Source organism: Desertimonas flava, from assembly GCF_003426815.1.
Classification (GTDB): domain Bacteria; phylum Actinomycetota; class Acidimicrobiia; order Acidimicrobiales; family Ilumatobacteraceae; genus Desertimonas; species Desertimonas flava.
In genome coordinates this window covers 119,919-141,055 of record NZ_QKYK01000007.1, presented here as the reverse complement: position 1 = coordinate 141,055, position 21,137 = coordinate 119,919, and the positions used below count along the sequence as shown (strand labels likewise).

The following is a 21,137-nucleotide window of genomic DNA, read 5'->3' as shown; positions in this document are numbered from 1 at the left end:
CACTCAGCGGATCGTCCACCACCGCTTCCGTCCACCGACACACCACACCGTCACATCAACCGACCAGGGGGAACCATGAACACACGCCGACCGACCGTGATCGCAGCGTCCGCGCTGCTGATCGCCCTCGCTGCCGCGGGCAGCGCCGCCGCGTCCACCGAGCCCGGCACCGAACCGGCGGGCACCGACGGCGCGGCCGCCGGGGGCGACACCGCCAGCGGCGGTGTCCCCGAGGGGGCGACCATCGTCGAGATCCCCGACGACCTCAGCGCGCTCGAGGGCGTGAGCGTCGGCATCGCCAACCTCGCGCCGGTGCCGGGCGCCGAGCGCTGGTCGCGCCCGCTCGAGAAGTGCCTGACCGACAACGGCGCCGACGTCGACTTCCAGGACGTCGGCGGCGACCCGACGAAGCTGCCGGCGATCCTCGACGCGTGGGAGGCCTCGGGCCGTCAGGCGGTGTTCAACATCGGCATCGACATGAGCGGCCAGGACGCCACGATCGCCCGCTTCAACGAGGCCGGCGTGCCGTTCATCACGTGGGGGGCGGGCAACCCGGCCGGAGTCGTGTCGCTCGACGCCAACCAGGCCGAGGACGGGCGCATCATCGCCCGCTACGTCGCCGAGCAGATCGGCGGCGCCGGCTCGGTGATCCTCGTCAACGCCAACAACCCGGCGCTGCAGAGCCGTGAGCAGGGCATCCAGGAGGTCTTCGCCGAGTATCCCGACATCGAGCTCACCATCGTTGGTGACGCCCTCGGGTTCAGCGCGGAGGCGGCACAGACCGCGACCGAGGCCGCCCTGCAGGCCGACCCCGACGCCGTCGCGGTGATCGGCGGATTCGGTTCGCTCGGCGTCGGCGCGGCCCAGGCGGTCGAGGCGGCCGGGAGCGATGCCATCGTGGTGTCGATGAACGGCGACCCCGAGGAGTACGCGGCCATTCGGGCCGGTGGCCCGTTCGTGGCCACGGTGGCCGATGGTCACGAGGCCGGCGGCGAGGCGGCGTGCCGCATCGCCGCATCGATGCTGGCCGGAAATCCGGCGCCCGGCGTCGAGGGCGTGCAGATCCTCGCCACGTCCGTGCTGGTGACCTCCGACAACGTCCCCGCCGACGGTGAGGTCGAGGCCACCGAGCGGGTCTTCTATCAGCTCGAGTCCTGATCGGGTCGCGGGCCCCGCCGAACGGCGGGGCCCGCGCCACGCTCGTGCCCGCCCGTCTGCCATCAGGAAGGAACCCACACAGTGACCAGTGAGACGCCACGCCGCACCGGCGAGGCCGGGGCCCCCGTTGCCGTCGTCACCGGCGCCGGGCGGGCCCGCGGGATCGGCCGGGCGATCGCCCGCCGCCTCGCCGCGGGCGGTTGTGCCGTCGTGGTCCACGAACGCAGCGCCGACCCCTCTCACCGCACGGCCGAGGAAGCGGCGAGCGGCTGGAAGGGCGCGGCGTCGGTGGTGGACGAGATCGTCGCCGGCGGAGGTGAGGCCGTCGCCGTGGCCGGCGACATCATCGAGACCGGCACCGCCGTCGCCCTGCGCGACGCGGCCGCCGGGCTCGGGGCGCTCGCCGTGCTCGTCAACAATCACGGGTCGGCCGGCGAGGCTAACTCGTTCATGGCCCATGAAACGCCCGCAGACGTCTGGGAGCAGACGATGCTGGTCAACGTGACGTCGTTGTACCAGGTGTGCTCCGTGATGGTGCCGGCGTTGGCGGAGAGCGCCGCGCCGCAGCGGTCGATCGTCCATCTGTCGTCGACGGCGGGCCACCGCGCCCTCGGCCGGTACGGCGCCTACTGCGCGTCGAAGGCGGCTGTCGAGCGGCTGACCGAGCAGCAGGCGATCGAGCTGGCCCGCTACGGGATCCGCGTCAACGCCGTGGCACCCGGGCCGACCCCCACCGACATGATCGACGGCACGTTCGCCCGTGCCGCGGCGACGGCGCACACCGACGTCGACACGATCGTCGCGGCGGCGACCAAGAAGATCCCGCTGCGACGGTTCGCCACCACCGACGACATCGCCGGCGCCGTGGCGTTCCTCGCCGGACCCGATGCCGGCTTCGTCACCGGCCAGATCCTGACCGTCGACGGCGGGATGACGCTCGCGTGATCAGAGGAGACGACATGGACGCGCTCGCCGAGATCGACCTCAACCTGATGTGCGACGAGGCGGTCCGCGATCCGCACACGTACTTCGGGCGCCTGCGCGAGCAGGAGCCGGTGTTCTGGAACGAGCGCCACCGGGCGTGGGTGATCACGCGCCACGCCGACCTGTCGACCGCCCTGCGCAGCAGCCAGCTCACCGCCGAGCGCATCTCGCCGTTCACCTCGGCGGTCACGTCGGCGGCGGCCTCCGACGAGGTGGACGACACGTTCCGCATCCTCGAGGACTGGCTGGTGTTCAAGGACCCGCCCGAGCACACGCGGCTGCGCAAGCTGGTGGCCAGGGCGTTCACACCGACCGTGGTCCGCGCCCGCACCGAGGAGATCAGCCGGACGATCCGCCAGCTCGTCGCCGAGCTCGACGGCGAGGCCGACCTCATCCGCGAGTTCGCCTACCCGCTGCCCGCCGTCATCATCGCCCAGATGCTCGGCGTGCCGCCGGCCGACCGTGACCTGTTCAAGGAGTGGTCGGACAAGCTCACCTCGCTCGTGTTCGGCGCCTACGGCCGCGAGGACCGCTTCGAGACGGCGGCACGCGGCATGATCGAGCTGCGCGACTACCTCGTCGACCTCATCGGCCAGTACGAACGGCACCCCGGCGACAACCTGATCAGCGTCCTGCTCGAGCACGAGGACGGCGACACCCTGTCGCGCCAGGAGCTGGTGGCCACGTGCACGCTCTTGCTCTTCGGCGGCCACGAGACGACGACCAACCTCATCGGCAACGGCATGCTCGCCCTGCTGTCGCACCCCGATCAGCTGGCCCTGCTCCGGGCCGAGCCCCACCTCATCGGCCCTGCCGTCGATGAGCTGCTGCGGTACGACGGGCCGGCCCGGGCCACGGTGAGGATGGTCAAGGATCCCCACGAGATCGGCGGCCGCCAGCTGAGCAAGGGCGACCGGGCCTTCCTCGTCAACCTGTCGGCCAACCGGGATCCCGAGGCCTTCGAGGATCCCGACCGGCTCGACATCGAGCGCCGGCCCACCAACCACCTCGGCTTCGGCGTCGGCATCCACTACTGCCTCGGAGCCCCACTCGCCCGGCTCGAGGGGCAGCTGTCGATCTCGGCGCTGGTCGATTCCTACCCCGGGCTCGAGCTGGCGGCCGACCCCGACACCCTCGACTGGCACCCGACGATGCTGTCGCGCGGCCTCGTCCACCTGCCGGTGCGGACCGCGTGAGCCCGATGCCCGATCGTCATCCGACCGCAGCTCGGACCGAAGTTCGACCCGAAGTTCGACCCGAAGTTCGACACGAAGTTCGACAAGGAGTACAGGAGTGAACGTCACCGGACTGATGAGGCAGGCGGCGCGCTACAACGCGCGGCGGACCGCCGTGGTGCACGGCGACCGGCGGCTGTCGTTCGCCGAGGCGTGGGAGCGCGGGGTCCGGCTCGCCAACGGGCTGCGCAGCTTCGGGCTGGCGCCCGGCGACCGCGTGGGCGTCCTCGAGGACAACTCGATCGAGGCCCAGGACCTCTTCGTCGGCGCGGCGATCGCCGGGCTGGTGCGAGTCCCGCTGTACGCGCGCAACTCCTACGAGAGCCACGTCCACATGCTCGACCACACCGGGTGCCGGCTGCTCGTCGTGTCCGACGCCTACCGCAACGAGATGAAGTCGATCACCGATGACGTCGCCGGGCTGGAGGACGTGCTCGTTCGGGATGCCGGCTACGAGGCGTGGCTCGCCGAGCAGTCCGACGTCGATCCACAGGTGCCGATCGAGCCCGACGACTGGTACATCATCCGCCACACTGGCGGTACGACGGGACGGGCCAAGGGCGTGGCCTACAGCCACCGGTCGTGGCTGGCCGCCGGCCGGGACTGGTTCTACAACTTCCCGCCGATGCAGGCCGGCGACCGCTGCCTGCACGTAGGCCCGATCTCGCACGGCTCCGGCTACCTGTACACGCCCACGTGGCTGTCGGGCGGGTGCAACGTGTTGCTCGACCACTTCGATCCGGCCGACACGCTCGACGTGATGGAACGTGAGCGCATCGCCTACATGTTCCTCGTGCCGGCGATGCTCAACGCCCTGGCCCGCCACCCGTCGGTCCGCGAGCGGGACTGGTCGTCGCTGAAGGTGATCCAGATCGGCGGGGCGCCCGTCAACGACGACACGGCGCGCCTGGCCGCCGACGTGTTCGGCAAGGTTCTCTATCAGGGTTACGGCCAGACCGAGGCCCTGCCGGTGTGCATGATGGGTCCCGAGGAGTGGTTCTCCACGGTGGAGGGTTCGAACCCGTTGCGGTCGGCCGGGCGGGCCCTGCCGTTCGCCTATCTACAGATCCGTGACCCCGAGGATCCGATGCGCGAGATGCCGATCGGCGACGAGGGCGAGATCGCCATCAAGTGCGACGGTCAGATGCTCGGGTTCTGGGAGAACGACGAGGCGACCGCCGAGCGGATGACCTCCGACGGCTTCGTGCTCACCGGCGACATCGGCCGGCTCGACGACAATGCCTACCTGTACGTGCTCGACCGCAAGGACGACATGATCATCTCGGGCGGCTTCAACATCTGGCCGGCCGAGCTGGAGAACGCCATCCAGGACCATCCGGCGGTGATCGAGGTCGCCGTGGTCGCCGCGCCACACGAGCGCTGGGGCGAGACGCCCGTCGCGCTGTGCGTGGTGGCCGAGGGCGCCGAGGTGGCCGCCGACGAGATCGTCGAGCTGTGCGCCACCCGGCTCGGGTCGTACAAGAAGCCGAGCGTGGTCGAGTTCCGCACCGATCCGCTGCCCAAGAGCCCGGTGGGCAAGATCCAGCGCAAGGTGCTCCGCGAGCCGTACTGGGCGGGGCAGCAGCGGCGCGTGGCCGGCAACTGACGGCGGGCCGACCAAAACGTTCGTTTGGTTAGAGATCAGGGCGCCGTTGCTCTCTGAGAGCGCCTGTAGGGCGGAGGCGCTTTGACACCCACCGATCGTTGGGTTACGATCTGGATCGAGTCAAACAGCTCGACACACAGCTCTTGGGGGGTTGTCTCATGTCATTGGGTCTCGACAAGCTCGAGCGGGTCACCGCAGACATCCAGGTCAACGACCTGGAGTGGGTGGAGGTGGCCGAAGGGTCCTACTTCAAGGCGCTCACGATCCACGAGCCGACGAACACCGTCGCCTTCGCCTTCAAGATGGATCCGGGTGCGCCGGACTTCCCGTCGCACTTCCACATCTGCCGGGCGATGGCGTACACGACCAAGGGCTGGTTCGGTTACCGCGAGGGCACCAACACGGTGGACAACGGCATGTTCTCCTACGAGGCGGCCGGCTCGTTCCACACGCCCTACAGCGACTGCCCGGAGGGGTTCGAGTCGCGGGGCATCTTCGAGTCCGACTCGAACGTGCTGCTGCAGAATCATGCCGCACCCGATCCGTCGAGCGAGGTGATCAGCCTGCTGACCGTGCAGGACTTCATCGCCATCGCCTCCAAGGAGACGCACATCGTGCTGAACGACGGCACCATCAAGGGTGAGCCGCACTTCAAGTACGACTTCACCAGCGGCGCCGACGTCTTCTCCGGTTCCTGAGACCGCGACGCGGTCGTTCCACGAGAGTCCGCCGACCATCGGCGGACTCTCGCCGCGTCCGGCCTACGCTCGTGCGCGTCAGAGGTGAGATTCGGAGAACTGCACAACCATGCCGAGACCCAGCAGGTGGCCCGAGATCGTCGAGACAGCAGCGAGGCTGTTCCAGGAGAAGGGCTACGACGCGACCTCGCTCGAGGACATCGCCGGTGAGGTGGGCATCTGGAAGGGCAGCATCTACCACTACATCGACTCGAAGGAGCAGCTGCTCTTCGCCGTCGTACGTGACCCGGCCGACCACATCCTCAGCCAGGTGCGGGAGATCGCCGACCTCGACCTACCGCCGTCGGAGAAGATTCGCCGAGTCGCCCACGCCCACGCCCACACGCTCGACACGACGTTCGTCTACGCGTCCGTGTACCTCCAGGAGATCGCCGGGCGGCACCGTTCGGCCGAATGGTCGGCGATGGACCGGGAGTACGTGGCGACGATCGCCACGATGATCGAGGAAGGGATGGAGGCCGGCGAGTTCTCGACGTTCCTCGACCCCCGCACCGCCACGCTCGCCCTCATCGGCGCCTTGAACTGGATGACGCACTGGTACCGGCCCGAGGGGCCGACGCCGGCGACCGTGTTCGCCGAGCAGATCTCGACGATGTTCCTCAACGGTGCCGTCACCCGGGCGAGGAAGCCGGTCGCGGGAGCGGCGAAGGCGCCGGCCAAGCGTCGCCGCACCGGCTGAGCCGCCGCCAGCCGCATCAGTGCCAGGCACCATCCCGCGGAACCGACTGCCGTCGCCCGTCAGGGGGCTTCGAGCACGGCGACCACGCACGCGTTGCCGTCGATGCCGGCCACGCCGCCGCCCATCGTCTCGACGAGGCCGAGCCGGGCGCTTGGCGACTGGCGGGCGCCGGCCGTGCCCCGCAGCTGCCAGACGATCTCGGCGATCTGCGCCAGCCCGGTGGCGCCGAGCGGGTGCCCGCGTGACAACAGCCCGCCCGACGGGTTCACCGGTTGCGGGCCGCCGAGCGCAGTGTGGCCGTCGTGGAGGAGCGAGGCGCCCTTGCCCACGTCGGCCAGCCCGAGCGCTTCGGTCGTGACGATCTCGCCGATCGTGAAGGCGTCGTGGCACTCGATCACGTCCACCTCGCCGGGGTCGATGCCGGCAGCGGCGTAGGCGTCGTCGGCGGTGTCCCTGACGAGCTCGAACCCCCACACGTGATCGCTGCGGTGGTCCCACAGGCCACCTGAGCGGAGCACGCTGGATCGCACCTTCACACCGGTCCGCCCCGCCGTCCACCGACCGATCACGGCCGCGGCTGCGCCGTCGGCGATGGGGCAGCACTGGAGCAACGTGAGGGGGTCGGCGATCATGCGCGACGCCAGCACCTCCTCGACGGTGTGCGGCGTGCGGTGCTGCGCCCGCTCGTTGGCCACCGCGTGACCGTGGTTCTTCACGGCCACCATGGCGAGGTCGGCGTCGGTGAGTCCGAACTCGCTCTGGTACCGGGTGGCTGCCATCGCGTAGAGACTGGGCAGGGCCAAGCCCGAGCGGCCCTCGGGGTCGGTGGGCTCGGGATGGATCGCCCCGGCGAAGTTGTCGGTCATCTTCTCCACGCCCACGGCGAGCACGTGGTCGAAGCGTCCCAGCTCGACCATCTGCACGGCCTCGTGGAACGCCGTCGTGCCGCTGGCGCACGCGTTCTCGACGGTGATGATCGGGATGCCGGTGAGCCCCAGGTGATGCAACGCCCGTTGGGCGACGCCGGGCGCACCGAACACCGTGCCCACGTAGACGGCGTCGATGCGTGGCCGGTCGGCGTCGGCGAGGGCCTCGCTCACCGCCGTCCAGATCAGCTCGTTGGGGTGCGTGTCGGGCTGCTTGCCGAAGAACGAGGTGCCGACACCGAGGACGGTCGCGGTCATGGCGTCGCCCGCACGAGCACGTCGCCCGCCACCGTGGTGCCGACGAGTCGCACCCTGCTGCCCACGGCCGGTCGTTCGTCGCTGTCGAGGTGGCACAACAGGCGCGGTCCGTCGTCGAGATCCACGTAGGCCACCGCGTACGGCGGTGTGCGACCAGGGATCGGCACCCGCACCACCGTCGACGACCACACGGTGCCGCCGGGGCCAAAGCGGGCGGTCTCGAGGCCTTCGCCGCACGACGGGCATCGGGAGACCGAGCTGAGCGTCGCCAGCTCGCAAGCGTGACACGACGCGCCCGCGACCGTGACGGGTTCGCCGCTGTCGGCGTCGGTGACGCGCGGCCGGGGGTCGGGATTGGTGGTCAACGGCACCTCACTTCCGCCGGCGATCGTACCCTACCGCTCGTTTGGTTACGGGCCTCCGAGATAGTGCCAGGCACTATCTCGGAAGCGATGTCGACCTGACGGGATGTGACGGCATGCGCCAGGCACATCCCGTCAGGGGCCTCGCCGGGTCAGCTGGCGACGGCGGCTGAGGGGCGGGCGAGGGGGATGGCGCAGGCGGACGAGAACTCCTCGGACTCGATGCCGAGGGCCACGTTGCTGCGCGTCGACAGGTTGGCGAAGCCGACCAGCGCGGTCAGCTCGATCAGGGCCGCTTCGCCGAGCTGGTCGAGCAGGCGGGCCGACAGCTCGTCGGTGACGGCCGGCGGCGAAGCGCTCATCGCCTCGGCGTACTCCAGCACATCGCGCTCGAGCGAAGTGAAGACGTCGGACTCGCGCCAGCGCGGCACCTCGCTGGCCTTGGCCTCGTCGAGGCCCGCGTTGTGGACGTGGAAATAGTTGTAGTCGAGGCACCACGAGCAGCCGACATACGCGGCGACGGCCATGTGAGCGAACGACTGCAGGTTGGGGTCGAGCCGGTGCCACTTCTGCACCTTGCCGCCGAGCCCGGCGAGGGCGAAGAGCACGTCGCGGTTGTGCCACATCACCCCCATCGACTCGGGTACGCGCCCGAGCACCTTCTTGCTGAAGCGCTTGACGAGCGCGCCCTTGATGCCGGTGATCGGGGCGGGGGTGATACGGGGGGTGGTGGTCATTGGTTCCTCCTCGAGGTCTCTGATCACTTGACGCCCGCCGGGCGAGGAATGTGACGAAGCGGCCGGTGCGGCGATATCTGCGTGACGGCGGGCGTCCGACGTGCTTGGCTCTCGCCGGAACAGGAGGTCGCGATGGACGCCGAGAACCTCGTACGGGACCACTATCACCGGAGCGACTTGGAGGCGGTCGTGCTCGATGCCTTGGCCCGGGTGGGGGTCGACGCGACGACGCTGACCGTCGACGATCTCTCCGGTCTCGACCAACTCCACGCCGGATCCGTCGCCGCCACCGAGCGGTTGTTCGGCGCCCTCGACGTCCATGCGGACTCCGAGCTCCTCGACGTCGGCTCGGGTGTCGGCGGGCCTGCCCGTCTCGCTGCCGCGCGGCACGGTTGCCACGTGACGGGCATCGATCTGAGCCCGGCCTTCGTCGAGCTGGCCCGGGCGCTGACGGCGCGGGTGGGACTGAGTGACTCGGTGTCGTTCGAGGTGGGTTCGGCGACGTCGATGCCGTTCGCCGACGCGTCGTTCGATCGGGCGATGCTGCTCCACGTCGGCATGAACATCGAGCGCAAGGATCTGGTCATCGCCGAGGTCCGCCGGGTCCTGCGCCCCGATGGTCGGTTCGCCGTGTACGACCAGATGCGCGTCGGCGACGGCGACCTGACCTATCCGTTGCCGTGGGCCGACGACGAGCGATCGTCGTTCGTCGAGCGCCGCGAGACGTACCGGCAGTTCCTCACCGACGCCGGGTTCGTGGTCGAGCGCGACGACGAGCTGCTGGACCCCGCCGCCGGTCCGCCGCCCGGCCCCCTGACGCCCGCCGATCTGTTCGGCCCCGGATTCGTCGAGCGCGTCCTCAACAATCTCGCCGCGGCCGCCGCCGGCATCCTCAGCCCCGTGCTGATGGTCGCTCGCGTCGCCTGAATCGGCGCCGCATCGACGCCACGAAGGACACCGACGGTCGGTCCCGGAGGCGGCCATCGTGGGCCGGACGCCGGGGCCTCGGCGCGGTGTGTCAGTGGCGTTGCCCATCGCGGGATGGCATCACGCTGGTTGTGGGACGAGCTCGTCGTGATCCCCCGAACCCGGGGTAACACCTGGAGTAGAGCGTCTCGCGATGCGGAACGACAATCCACCATCCGAAATCTCATGTTGACACTCCGGAGACACGGCTGTTACACATTGCCGGTCAACTGGGGAGTGCCGCGGGCCGCCGCTCGCGGATTGAACGATCAACAAGGCTGACGAGAGGGGTATCGAGTGGACCTGGACCACGAAGTCGGAGGAGTGCACCTCCGATGAGTGATGCTCCGTCCGCGATGGCCGTGCCGACGCGCTCCGTCCTCAGTCGCGTTCGCCGGACACCGCACGCAGGCGAGCGCGGTCGCGGCATCGCCAAGCCCGTGCTGCTCGGCGCGGCGGGGATCGTCGCCGCCGTCGGGGTCTGGGCCATCCTGTCGGCGACGGGCACCTTGAACCCCGACGCCATCCCCGGACCGTGGCCGGTAGGCCAACGGGTGGCCGACCTCCTGACCGACCGGGTCTTCCTCGAAGCGCTCGGCGGCACCCTGCGCACCTGGGCGTGGTCCCTGCTGGTCTCCACGGTCGTCGCCGTGCCCGTCGGTCTCGCGCTGGGGTACCTGCCGTTCCTCGAGCGGCCGGTGTTGCTCGTCGTCGACGCGGCCCGGTCGGTGCCGGGCACGGCCCTCATCCCGGTAGCCATCCTGCTGTGGGGTCTCGGCAACGAGATGAAGTCGGCACTCGTCATCTACTCGGTCTTCTGGCCCCTGCTGCTGAACAGCCTCTACGGCTCACGCGGCGTCGACCCGGTGATGAAGACGGTCGCCCGCTCGTTGCGATGGAGCGGGTTCAAGGTGGTGCGACGCGTCGTTCTGCCGGCGGCGGCCCCGGCGATCGTGACCGGCATCCGTGTGGCGGCGGCGATCGGGCTCATCGTGATCCTCAGTGCCGAGCTCCTCGGCGCCACGGATGGCGTCGGCACGATCATCCTGCGCTACCAGAACATCCAGGAGCCCGACTTCGTCTACGCCGGCGTCGTCGTGGTCGGCCTGTTGGGCATGCTCATCGCCCTCGGCCTCACCTGGCTCGATCGGCGCATCCTGCCGTGGTCGCCGGCGAACAGGAAGCGCTGATGAGCGCCGTCACGCCGTCCACGGCGATCCCCGTCGGCGTGCCCGACCGGGCGGCGCCCTCGAAACTGGCCCGCTTCGCCATGGCCGTCGGTCGGCGCATCGTCCGCTTCATCTCCACGGTGTGGCTCCTCGCCGCCCTCCTGCTGCTGTGGCAGTGGGCGGCCTCGCGCTCCACGTCGCTGTTCTTCCCGCCGGTGTCCACCATCTTCAGCACCGTTCGCGAGGAGTTCTTCAGCGGCTCGGTGGGGACCCTGTTCACCACCGAGACGTTCCGGGAGAACGTCTTTGCCAGCCTGTCCCGCGCCGGCCGCGGCTGGCTGTTCGCACTCATCATCGGCACCACGGTCGGCGTGATCGTGGGCATGTCCCGGAACGTCGCCTTCGCCCTGACCCCGCTGATCCGCTTCTTGATGTCGATCCCGGCGACGGTGCTGCTTCCCCTCGCCGTCGTCCTCTTCGGCGTCACCTCGTCGATGAACGTCTTCCTCATCGCCTTCGGCTCGATGTGGGTGATCCTCGTCAACACGATGGATGGCGTCCGCCACATCGACGAGACGTCACTCCTCACCGCACGCAGCCTGCACCTCAGCCGCTGGCGGACCTTCTTCAAGGTGCTGCTGCCCGGAGCCAGCCCGCAGATCTTCTCGGGCATCCGCATCAGCATCGGCATCGGACTGATCCTCATGGTGGTGAGCGAGCTGTTCGCCGCCGCCTCGGGGATCGGCTACTACATCGTCTACGCCCAGCGGATGTTCAACTACAACCAGGTCTGGGCGGGCGTGTTCCTGCTGGCGATCATCGGCATTCTCGTGAACCTCATCGCGGTCACGATCGAGCGTCGGGTCCTGCGCTGGCACATCCAGTCGAGAAGCCACAACGAGTAAAGGACGCCTCCGATGACCGCACTGTTGGAGATCGACGGCCTCACGAAGAGCTACCCGTCACGATCCGGATTCGTGAAGGCGATCGAATCGGTCACCTTCTCCGTCCCGCAAGGCTCGTTCGTCTCGGTCGTCGGGCCGTCGGGCTGCGGCAAGACCACACTGATGATGAGCATCGCCGGCCTCCGCCCGATCAGCGGCGGCGAGGTGCGCATGAACGGGCGGCCGATCGACGGGCCACCGCCAGGGATGTCGATGGTCTTCCAGGACTACAGCCGGTCGCTGTTCCCGTGGCTGTCGGTGGGCAAGAACGTGGCGATGGCGCTCGAGGGTCAGCGCAAGAGCCGCAAGGAGATCGCCGTCATCGTCGAACAGTCGCTGCACTCGGTGGGTCTCGACGGGAGCGAGAAGCTCTACCCGTGGCAGCTCTCGGGCGGCATGCAGCAGCGCGTCGCCATCGCTCGCGGGCTGGCCACGTCGCCGCAGCTGCTGCTGATGGACGAGCCGTTCGCGTCGGTCGACGCCCAGACCCGGGCCAACCTCGAGGACCTCGTGCGCCGCCTGTGGGACGAGTACTCGATGACGATCCTGTTCGTCACGCACGACATCGACGAGGCGGTCTACCTCGCCGACCAGGTGGTGGTGTTGAGCCAGGGACCGTCGGTGGTCCGCGACGTCATCGACGTCGATCTGCCCCGCCAGCGCGACCAGATCGCCACCAAGGAACTGCCCGCGTTCGCCCACCTGCGCGCCAACGTCTTCTCCCAGGTGATGGGCTCGGCGCGACGCACCGACCTCGTCACGTCGGCGGTCCACCCGGAATGACGGCCCAGCACGTGGAGCTCCACGTCAACGGGACACGACACACGCTCTCGCTCGAGCCGGGCACGTCGCTGCTCACCGCGTTGCGCGATCACCTCCGCCTGTCGGGCACCAAGGAGTCGTGCGGTCGGGGCGAGTGCGGCACGTGCACCGTGCGCATCGGTGGCCGGCCGGCGCTGTCGTGCGTGACGCTCGCCGCCCTGGTCGACGAGCCGGTCGAGACGATCGAGCACGTGGCCGACGGCGCCGAGGACCTGCGGGCCCTGCTCGCCGACCACGGCGGGTTCCAGTGCGGCTTCTGCACGTCGGGCCAGGTGGTGCTCGGCGACCACGTCGCCCAGGAGGCCGCGGCAGCCGACGGGCTCGACCCGACGGCGATCGCCCACGCGATGAGCGGCGTGATCTGCCGGTGCACCGGCGGCAGGCCGATCGTCGACGCCGTGGTCGACGTCGCGGCGCGACGCCGCGGCGAGCGGGCTGCGGACGAACCGGCCGAGCTGCTCGGCCGCTCGAGCACGCGGGCGACCACCCTGTCGTCGACGACGTCGGTGGGCGCCAGGCGACGGCCCAACGACTGGCGGCAGCGCACCAGTGGCGCGTCCGTGTACGTGGCCGACGTCGAGCTCGACGGCCTGCTGGAGGCAGCGGTTGTCCGCTCGCCGTGGCCGTATGCCGAGATCGTCGGCATCGACGCCGACGCGGCCCTGCGGCTCCCCGGCGTGCACGCCGTGTTGACGGCGGCCGACTTCCCGAAGGGCACGAAGTACCTGCACGGCGCCGACTCCGACCGGCCGGTGCTCGCCGACGGCGTGGTGCGGTACATCGGCCAGGACGTCGCCGTGGTCGCCGCGGACACGAAGGAGCTCGCCCGCGAGGCCGCCGGGCTGGTCCGCGTGCGCTACAAGCGCCGCCGCGGCCCGACCGACGTGCGGTCGGCGCTACGGCGTCGTGCCGCCGTGCTGCACGACCGGGCGACCGGCGAGCCGAACGTCTCGTCCCACCTCACCGGCAGCTGGGGTGAGGGCGCCGCGGCGTGGGATCGTGTGACCGACCGCGTGACCGGCGAGTTCTACTGGCCCCGCCAGTCGCAGGCGCCGATGGAGCCGCAGTCGGTGATCGCCCGTTGGGACGGCGACTCCGGGACGCTCGAGCTGTGGGTGTCGACGCAGGCGCCGATGATGGTGGCCAAGGAGGTCGCCCGCCTGCTCGACATCTCGGTCGCCGACGTGCGCTGCCACGACGTGGCGGTGGGCGGGGGCTTCGGCGCCAAGTCGAAGGTGTGCGAGCACGAGGTGTTGGCGGCCCGCCTCTCGCAGCTGACCGGCCGGCCCGTGCGGCTGGTGTACGACCGCAACGAGGAGTTCGCCGTCACCAAGACCCGCCATCCGTTCCGGGTCCGGCTGACGACGGGAGTGGACGCGGAACAACGGATCACCGCCCTGCACGCCGACGTCGAGGTGGAGAACGGCGCCTACAACCACTACGGCCCGGCCGTGATGCGCGTCGGGATCAAGACGCTCGGTTCGATCTACGACCCCAAGGGTGCGTCGTGGGACGCCCGCCTGATCGACACGGCGACGCAGCCGGCCGGCCCGTTCCGCGGCTACGGCGCGGTGCAGGTGACGTTCGCGACCGAGCAGCAGATCGACGAGCTGGCCGAGAAGGTGGGCGTCGATCCGATCGAGCTGCGGCGGCGCAACGCCAACCTGCCCGGCACGACGATGCTCAACGGGTCCAAGCTCGGCTCGGCCCGGTTCGCCGAGTGCCTCGATGCCGTTCGTGAGGCCATCGACTGGGATCGCAAGAAGCGCGAACGCCGCCCCTACCGCGGCGTCGGGGTGGCCGCGGCGTCGCACGGCAGCGGTTCTTACGCCTTCCCCGACGCCAACCGGAGCGAGGCGGCGATCGACATCGACGTCGACGGACGCGTGTCCGTCCGCTTCGGCGGCGCCGACGCCGGCACCGGTCAGCGGACGCTCCTCGCCCAGATCGCCGGCGAGCTGCTGGGGCTCGACCCCGAGCAGATCGGCGTCGAGATGGCCGACCTCGGCGTGTACGACCAGGGCGCCTGGTCGTCGCGTGGGACCCACATGGGAGGCCACGCCGTGCGGGTGGCGGCCGAGGCGGCTGCCGAGCATCTGCGTGGGCTGGCCACCGCCAAGCTCGGCACCGACGAGATCACGTTGCGCGACGGATTGGCGCGCTCGCCGCAGGGCGACGTCGAGCTCGGAGATCTCGTGCGGCTCGACCCGGGTGCGCACGACGGAGTCCTCACCATCCAGCGCGAGTGGCTCGATCCCCGCATGGAGCTCTACGACCCGAGCAACCCCACCCCCAACGTGGCCGCCAGCTACACCTTCGCCGCCCACGCGTGCGAGGTGGAGGTCGACCCGGAGACCGGTGTGATCACCGTCGTCGACTACGTGGCCGCCCACGACATCGGCCGGGCGCTCAACCCCACGCAGACCGAGGGCCAGATCATCGGTGGTGTGGCGATGGGCCTCGGCGCGGCCCTCTCCGAGCGCCTCCTGCACGACCACGGCCGGACGGTCAACCCGGCGTACGTCCACTACGGCCTGCCGCGGTCGGGCGACGTGCCACCGGTACGCACGATCCTCGTCGAGGGTCGCGAGGACGCCGGTCCGTTCGACGCCAAGAGCGTCGCCGAGATGAGCCTCGTGCCCGCGCCGGCCGCCCTCGCCAACGCCGTGTACGACGCCATCGGGATCCGCTTCCGCGAGGTGCCGCTGAGCCCCGACCGCGTGCTGCAGGCGTTGGCCGAGCGCCACGGGCGGCGACCGCCACGGGCATGGCGCAGTCATCCGCACCAGTGGTGGGTGGAGGCGATGCGTCGGGCGTACCCGCTCGGCCTGCACTGGGTGCTGCACAACCACGGCACCAAGCTGGCCCGGCGTCGGTCGCGCCGGCCGATCGAAGGGGTCCGGCGCTCGGGCCTCGTCGCACCGGGGGAGACCCTGGTCGGCGGCGGCACCGACGTGATGGTGCAACGTCAGCAGGGCCTGATGTCGCCCGTGAGACTGGTGTCGACGCGCGACATGACCGGGCTGCGCGAGCTCCAGGTCGGACCGACCGGCGACGTCGTGATCGGCGGCGCCGTCACGCTCGCCGACCTGGCGGCAGCCTGCGCCACTCGACTGCCGATGGTCGCCGAGGCGGTCGGCACCATCGCCTCTGAGCAGCTGCGCACCACGGCCACCGTGGCCGGGAACCTCCTGCAGGCCAAGCGCTGTTGGTATTTCCGCAACGGGTTCGACTGCTACAAGCGCGGCGGCGTCACGTGCCCCTGCTACGCCGTCGACGGTGAGCATCGCCTCAGCCACGCCGTGATCGGGGCCCACCGATGCCAGGCGGTCACGCCGTCGGACCTGGCGACGGTGTTCGTCGCCCTCGACGCCACGGCCCATGTTCGCAGTCCTCGTGGCGATCGCATGCTGCCGATCGCCGAGCTGTACACGGGTCCCGGCGAGAGCGTGCTCGGCGATCGCGACGTGCTCGTCGGGGTGCACATCGCGGTGGCCGACGCCGATCGGACGCAGGCGTTCGAGAAGCTCGCTCTCTGGGATGGCGACTTCGCCGCCTGCTCGGCGGCGGTGACGGCGCTCGGCGATCCGGCCGGCACGCTGCGCGACGTCCGGGTGGTGCTCGGCGCCGTGGCGCCCACACCGTGGCGGGCGCGAGGTGCCGAGCGCGCTGCCTCAGGTGTCGGCCCGGGGCCTGCTCGCGCCGATCGTTTCCGTCGCGCTGTCGATGCCGATCTCGAGGCGTCGGCCCATCCGCTGCGGGACAACGCGTGGAAGCTCGATGCCGTCGCCGCCCTCGCCGGGCGGGCGATGCGGAGGTTGGCACGTGACTGACCTCGCCCAGGCCATTCGCGGCGCGGGCATCGACCTGATCGCCACCGTGCCCGACTCGTGGCTGAGCGACGGCATCGAGTTCGCCGACTCCGCGCTCGACGTCGAGCTGGTGCGCGTCGCTCGCGAGGACGACGCGATCGGTGTTTGCGCGGGAGCGTGGCTCGGGGGTCGCCGGGCGATGGTGCTCTGCCAGAACGCCGGCCTGCTGCTGTCGGTCAACGCCCTCGCCGGCCTGGCCCATCACCACCAGATTCCCGCGCTCATCGTGGCCGCCGACCGCGGCGGGCCCGGCGACGCCTTCTACTACCAGCAGTACAAGGGCGCGGTCACCATCCCGGTGCTCGACGCCATCGGGATCCCGTGGTCGCGCGTCGACGGCCCGAACGGGTGGGACGTGCTCGGCCCCGCGCGGCAGCAGGCCGAGTTGCGCCGCCGACCCGTCGTGCTGCTGGCCGATCGGCCCGCTCTGCGCATCGCCGGCGAGGTGACGTCATGAGGCGCGAAGTCGCCGCCGCGACGATCGCCGCGGCGATCGGGCCCGAGCCGGTGGTCGTGTGCAGCCTCGGGTCCACGAGTCGGGCCTGGGCGGCGATCGACGCACCCAACGCCGTCCACTTCGGGTCCGACCCGATGGGCCTGGCCGGATCGGTCGCCCTCGGCCTGGCCCTGGCCGTGCGTCCACGTCGCGTGGTCTGGCTCGCCGGCGACGGGGACCTGACGATGAACCTCGAGGTGCTGCTGGCGATCAGCGGCGCCCCGCAGTGCGAGCTGGCCGTCGTGGTGTTCCACAACGGCCGCTACGAGACGGGCGGTGGCCATCCGCTCGCCGGCGCCGGGACCGACCTCGGTGTGCTGGCCCGTGGTGCCGGGCTGCGCGTGATCGACACTCCTGCCGAGCCCGACGAGCTGACCGCGGCGTGCGGCCGGTTCTGGGGCGAGCCCGGCGTCGCCTTCTGCGTCCTCGACATCGAGGTGGAGGCGGCGCCCTACGGCGGCCCCGGCGAGCACTCGGGCGCCGAGGCCCGTGCGATGTTCCAGCGCCGGCTCCGCGAGACCGCGACGCCGACGACCGACGAGGCCCCAACAGCCGGGCCGTCCACCTCTGGGGGGAATCCATGACCAGCCTGCTGATCACCAATGCCGCCGTGTTCGACGCGGCGATCGGTCGCGAGGGCCGCGACGTCACCCCGACCGACGTGGCGGTGGTGGACGGTGAGATCGTCGCCGTCGGCCCCGATGCGCGCACCGCGGCCGAGTTCGATGAGGTGGTCGACGCCGGCGGCCGCGTCGTGATCCCCGGGCTGATCAACGCCCACCTCCACTCGAATCAGACGCTCGAAGCCGGGCTGTGCGACGAGCTGCCGCTCGACGCCTATTTGGTGCTGGCCAGCTACGGCGGTGCCGGTGCCCGTTTCAGTCCCCACGAGCTCGGTCTCAGCGCCAAGGTCGGCGCGCTCGACATGCTGCTCGGCGGGACCACGTCGGTGGTCGACTGCGCCCGCTCCGACGACGAATGGTTCGCCGACGGCATGGACGCCGTGTGCCAGGCCTACGCCGACCTGGGCATCCGGGCCGGGGTGGCCGCGCAGTACTCGGACCTCGACTACATGTCGTCGATCCCCGGGTGGCTGATCGACGGGAGCCACACGGCCGGTGTCCCGCGACTGTCGGTCGACGAGGTGATGGGACCGGTGGGCGCGTTCGTCACCCGCTGGTCGAGCCGCACCCCTCTGGTGCGCCCGATGCTCGGACCGTCGTCGCTGCCGCGGTGCTCGGTCGAGCTGTTCGAGTCGTCGGTCGAGCTGTCGCGCGGCTCCGGGGTGCCGCTGCAGACGCATCTGCTGTCGGCGTCGGGCCAGGTGGAAGTGGCCCGCCAGCGCTACGCCGGGTCGACCGTGGGATTCCTCGAGAAGGTCGGCGCGCTGGAGGCCACGTCCTCGTTCGCCCACGCCATCTGGCTCGATCCGCGAGAGATCGGGATCATGGCCGAGCACGCCGCGGTGGCCGTCCACAACCCGGCGAGCAACCTCAAGCTGAGCGCCGGGCTGGCGCCGATCCCGGATCTGCTGGCCGCCGGCGCGCCGGTCGCCCTGGGCTCCGACGGGGCGTCGAGCAACGACAGCCTCAACATGTTCGAGACCCTGAAGCTGTCGGCACTCGTGCAGCGGGTCCGCGGGCCGCTGGCCCCGTCGCCGAAGGCGCTCGACGCCCTCGAGATGCTGTGGGACGGTGGCCGGGCCGTGCTCGGGCAGCCCGTCGGTCGCATCGCCCCTGGCTACCGCGCCGACCTCGTGATCCTCGATCGCCTCCGGTTCTCGCCGGGACCGGCGGCCCAGATCGCCAACCAGTTGGTGTTCGCCGAACTCGGCCAGTCGGTCGAAGACGTCTACGTCGACGGCCGCCGTCTCGTCGCCGGACGGCAGCTGGTCGGCGTCGACGAGGCCGCCATCCGTGACGAGGCCCGGGAGGTGCGCGAGCGCCTGTGGGCGGGATTGCCCGAACGCCTGCAGCGCTTCGAGGAGCGCCGCCCGTTCCTGGAATCGCTCGAAGCGTCGCTGGCCGGGATCGAGCTCGACTTCGCCCGCTACTGGTCGTGACGGACGCCGGATCTCCGCTCGCCGTCGCCGTCGCCGCCGACCCGACGCCGTGGCCGCTGGCCCCGGCGCGCCTCGACGACGTGTCGGTGGCCGCCCTGTTCATCGACTTCCAGCACGACTTCTGCTCGCCGGGCGGGATGGCCGACCAGCAGGGCTACGAGATCGATCAGCTCCGGGGGGCCCGGAGCCAAGCCCGGCGCGTGCTCGGCGCCGCCCGGACTCTCGGCTGGACCGTGGTCCACACGAGGGTCGGCCGGCCCTCGGGGTCGCCGGGAGCGGGCTCCGGCCCGCTCGGCCGCCATCTCGTGCAGGGGGAGCCTGGCTACGAGCTGGTCGACGACCTCGCACCCGTCGCCGGCGAGATCGTCATCGACAAGCCGGGCAAGGGTGCGTTCCGGTCCACCTCGCTCGACGAGGAGCTGCGCGAACGCGGCATCACCCATCTCGTGTTCGCCGGCGTGACGAGCGACGTCTGCGTCACCTCGACGTTCCGGGAGGCGCATGACCTCGGGTACTCGTGCCTCGTCCTCTCCGACGCCACCGCCTCGTACTGGCCCGAGGCCCACGCCGCAGCGATGACCCTCGTCGTCGCCCAGCGCGGCCTGCTCGGCCGCCGGGCCACCACCGATCAACTACTCGCCGCCGCCCTTCCGGCCGCGGCCATGTCCGAAGGGAGCTCATCGTGAGCAAAGCCGATCTCGCCGTCGTCAACGGACGCGTCGTGACCAGCTCGGGGGTCTTTCCCGGCGGCGTCGCCATCCGCGACGGTCGCATCATCTCCGTGGGCGATGACGACTCGCTGCCGCCGGCCGTGGAGACGTACGACTGCGGCGGCAAGCACATCCTTCCGGGTCTGGTCGATCCCCACGTCCACCTCGGCGGCGGGCTGCCCTACGACCAGATCCTCCAGTCCGAGACCGCCAGCGCGGCAGCCGGCGGCGTGACGACGGTTATCCAGTACCGGCGGGCACCCAACGGCTCGTTCCTCGACACGTTCCCCCGCGACATCGAGATGTGCGAAGCAAACATGCGGATCGACACGTGGTTCCACTTCATCCTCGACTCGATGGAGCAGGTGAACGAGATCCCGCGTTACGCCGACGAGTTCGGGGTGACCAGCTACAAGTTCTACATGGGCGGCTACGAGCCCGGGAACCCGATCGGACTCGTCACGGTGAACGACGCCATCTTGTTCCGGGCGATGGAGCTGGTGCGTGAGCTGGGTCCGCACGGCTACTGCATGGTGCACTGCGAGGACGACTCGCTTGTGAGCTTCCTGACCGATCGGATGCGTTCGACCGGGCGTGAGGACCTCGCCGCCTACAGCGAGTCGCGCCCCGACTTCGTCGAGGAGCAGGACATCATCCGGGCGATCTGGTTGGCGACCAAGCAGCGCTGCCAGCTGTACATCCCCCACACGACGGTGGGCATGGCCGTGGCGGCGGCCGGCGCGGCGCGCCTCGACGGGGTGCGCATCGTGCTCGAGACGTGCCCGCACTACCTGGCGCTCACGCCTCACGACGAGCGCCTGCTGGCGCAGGGGCCGGGCGTGGGCAAGGTGGCGCCGGCGCTGCGCGACGAGGAGCACCAGGACAAGTTGTGGGACGGCCTGCACCGTGGCTACATCCACACGATCGGTTCCGACCACGTGCCGATCGTCAAGACCGGCGCCGGGCTCTGGGACGAGAAGCCGGGGTTCCCCGGCCTGGCGACGGCGCTGCCGGTCGTGATCACCGAGGGTGTGATGAAGAACCGCCTGTCGCTCTCGCGTCTCGCCGAGGTGATGGCGCTCAACCCGGCGCGCATCTTCGGCCTCCATCCCCAGAAGGGCGAGCTGGCCGTGGGCACCGACGGCGACCTGGTCGTCGTCGACCTCGAGCGACAGCGCCGGGTGTCGCCCGAGATGACCATGTCGGAGTACACCAGCCCCTTCGAGGGCAAGGAGCTGGTCGGCTGGCCCGACCTCACCGTCCGGCGCGGCGAGGTCATCTTCCGCGACGGTCAGGTGCTCGCCGAGCCCGGCTCGGGCCGGGTCGTTCCCCGCCGCGCCGACGCCACCGTGCTCCCGCTCTGACCCCCGACCTCATCCGTCCGGCCGCGCAC

19 protein-coding genes are annotated in these 21,137 nt (G+C 70.6%); 16 read left to right on the top strand and 3 right to left on the bottom strand.

The window, feature by feature from the left end:
* Positions 1 to 75: 75 nt before the first annotated feature.
* The 6 genes from DN771_RS10835 to DN771_RS10810 all read left to right on the top strand — a co-directional run bounded on the left by DN771_RS10835 (position 76) and on the right by DN771_RS10810 (position 6,420).
* Positions 76 to 1,158 carry a sugar ABC transporter substrate-binding protein gene (locus DN771_RS10835; RefSeq protein WP_116997385.1) on the top strand — a complete coding sequence of 361 codons (1,083 nt, stop codon included), beginning with the start codon at positions 76 to 78 and terminating at the stop codon, positions 1,156 to 1,158.
* Positions 1,159 to 1,239: 81 nt separating this feature from the next.
* Positions 1,240 to 2,103 carry an SDR family NAD(P)-dependent oxidoreductase gene (locus tag DN771_RS10830; protein ID WP_116997384.1) on the top strand — a complete coding sequence of 288 codons (864 nt, stop codon included), beginning with the start codon at positions 1,240 to 1,242 and terminating at the stop codon, positions 2,101 to 2,103.
* 14 nt (positions 2,104 to 2,117) lie between these two features.
* Positions 2,118 to 3,338, top strand: a complete 1,221-nt coding sequence (locus tag DN771_RS10825; protein ID WP_116997383.1) for a cytochrome P450 — start codon at positions 2,118 to 2,120, stop codon at positions 3,336 to 3,338.
* 97 nt (positions 3,339 to 3,435) lie between these two features.
* Entirely contained in the window at positions 3,436 to 4,983 is a 1,548-nt protein-coding gene (locus tag DN771_RS10820) for a class I adenylate-forming enzyme family protein (RefSeq protein ID WP_193615362.1), read from the top strand.
* A 158-nt stretch (positions 4,984 to 5,141) separates the two neighbouring features.
* Entirely contained in the window at positions 5,142 to 5,681 is a 540-nt protein-coding gene (locus tag DN771_RS10815; protein WP_116997382.1) for a cupin domain-containing protein, read from the top strand.
* 109 nt (positions 5,682 to 5,790) lie between these two features.
* Positions 5,791 to 6,420 (top strand): TetR/AcrR family transcriptional regulator, encoded by a 630-nt coding sequence (locus DN771_RS10810; protein ID WP_116997381.1) that lies wholly within the window; start codon positions 5,791 to 5,793, stop codon positions 6,418 to 6,420.
* Between the two features lie 59 nt (positions 6,421 to 6,479).
* Here the strand turns inward: DN771_RS10810 and DN771_RS10805 are convergent, their stop codons facing one another.
* From DN771_RS10805 to DN771_RS10795, 3 genes are all read right to left on the bottom strand, one after another.
* On the bottom strand, positions 6,480 to 7,604 hold the full coding sequence (locus tag DN771_RS10805; RefSeq protein ID WP_116997380.1) for a thiolase family protein: 1,125 nt from the start codon (positions 7,602 to 7,604) through the stop codon (positions 6,480 to 6,482).
* Positions 7,601 to 7,969, bottom strand: a complete 369-nt coding sequence (locus tag DN771_RS10800) for a Zn-ribbon domain-containing OB-fold protein (protein ID WP_205528533.1) — start codon at positions 7,967 to 7,969, stop codon at positions 7,601 to 7,603. Before DN771_RS10800 ends, DN771_RS10805 begins: the two co-directional genes overlap by 4 nt.
* A 149-nt stretch (positions 7,970 to 8,118) precedes the next feature.
* Positions 8,119 to 8,703 (bottom strand): carboxymuconolactone decarboxylase family protein, encoded by a 585-nt coding sequence (locus DN771_RS10795; protein WP_116997378.1) that lies wholly within the window; start codon positions 8,701 to 8,703, stop codon positions 8,119 to 8,121.
* 132 nt (positions 8,704 to 8,835) lie between these two features.
* Here DN771_RS10795 and DN771_RS10790 point away from each other — a divergent pair, with 132 nt between their 5' ends.
* From DN771_RS10790 to DN771_RS10745, 10 genes are all read left to right on the top strand, one after another.
* Positions 8,836 to 9,630 (top strand): class I SAM-dependent methyltransferase, encoded by a 795-nt coding sequence (locus DN771_RS10790; protein WP_116997377.1) that lies wholly within the window; start codon positions 8,836 to 8,838, stop codon positions 9,628 to 9,630.
* 374 nt (positions 9,631 to 10,004) lie between these two features.
* Positions 10,005 to 10,859: an ABC transporter permease gene (locus DN771_RS10785; RefSeq protein WP_116997376.1), complete on the top strand. Its 855-nt coding sequence runs from the start codon at positions 10,005 to 10,007 to the stop codon at positions 10,857 to 10,859.
* Complete coding sequence (locus DN771_RS10780; RefSeq protein ID WP_162941801.1) at positions 10,859 to 11,743, top strand: ABC transporter permease; 885 nt, start codon at positions 10,859 to 10,861, stop codon at positions 11,741 to 11,743. Before DN771_RS10785 ends, DN771_RS10780 begins: the two co-directional genes overlap by 1 nt.
* Before the next feature lie 12 nt (positions 11,744 to 11,755).
* The gene (locus DN771_RS10775) at positions 11,756 to 12,565 is read left to right on the top strand and encodes an ABC transporter ATP-binding protein (protein ID WP_116997374.1); all 810 of its coding nucleotides are present in this window, start codon (positions 11,756 to 11,758) and stop codon (positions 12,563 to 12,565) included.
* Entirely contained in the window at positions 12,562 to 16,437 is a 3,876-nt protein-coding gene (locus DN771_RS10770; protein WP_116997373.1) for a molybdopterin cofactor-binding domain-containing protein, read from the top strand. The genes DN771_RS10775 and DN771_RS10770 overlap by 4 nt, the downstream gene beginning before the upstream one ends.
* Positions 16,430 to 16,933 (top strand): sulfopyruvate decarboxylase subunit alpha, encoded by a 504-nt coding sequence (locus tag DN771_RS10765; protein WP_162941800.1) that lies wholly within the window; start codon positions 16,430 to 16,432, stop codon positions 16,931 to 16,933. Before DN771_RS10770 ends, DN771_RS10765 begins: the two co-directional genes overlap by 8 nt.
* The gene (locus tag DN771_RS10760; protein WP_116997371.1) at positions 16,930 to 17,556 is read left to right on the top strand and encodes a thiamine pyrophosphate-dependent enzyme; all 627 of its coding nucleotides are present in this window, start codon (positions 16,930 to 16,932) and stop codon (positions 17,554 to 17,556) included. The genes DN771_RS10765 and DN771_RS10760 overlap by 4 nt, the downstream gene beginning before the upstream one ends.
* On the top strand, positions 17,553 to 19,034 hold the full coding sequence (locus DN771_RS10755) for an amidohydrolase family protein (protein ID WP_116997370.1): 1,482 nt from the start codon (positions 17,553 to 17,555) through the stop codon (positions 19,032 to 19,034). The genes DN771_RS10760 and DN771_RS10755 overlap by 4 nt, the downstream gene beginning before the upstream one ends.
* A complete protein-coding gene (locus DN771_RS10750) occupies positions 19,031 to 19,720 on the top strand; it encodes a cysteine hydrolase family protein (RefSeq protein ID WP_205528532.1) in 690 nt (229 codons plus the stop codon). The genes DN771_RS10755 and DN771_RS10750 overlap by 4 nt, the downstream gene beginning before the upstream one ends.
* Positions 19,717 to 21,108, top strand: coding sequence for a dihydroorotase (locus DN771_RS10745; protein WP_162941799.1), 1,392 nt, complete (start codon positions 19,717 to 19,719; stop codon positions 21,106 to 21,108). Before DN771_RS10750 ends, DN771_RS10745 begins: the two co-directional genes overlap by 4 nt.
* The last annotated feature ends 29 nt before the right edge of the window (positions 21,109 to 21,137 follow it).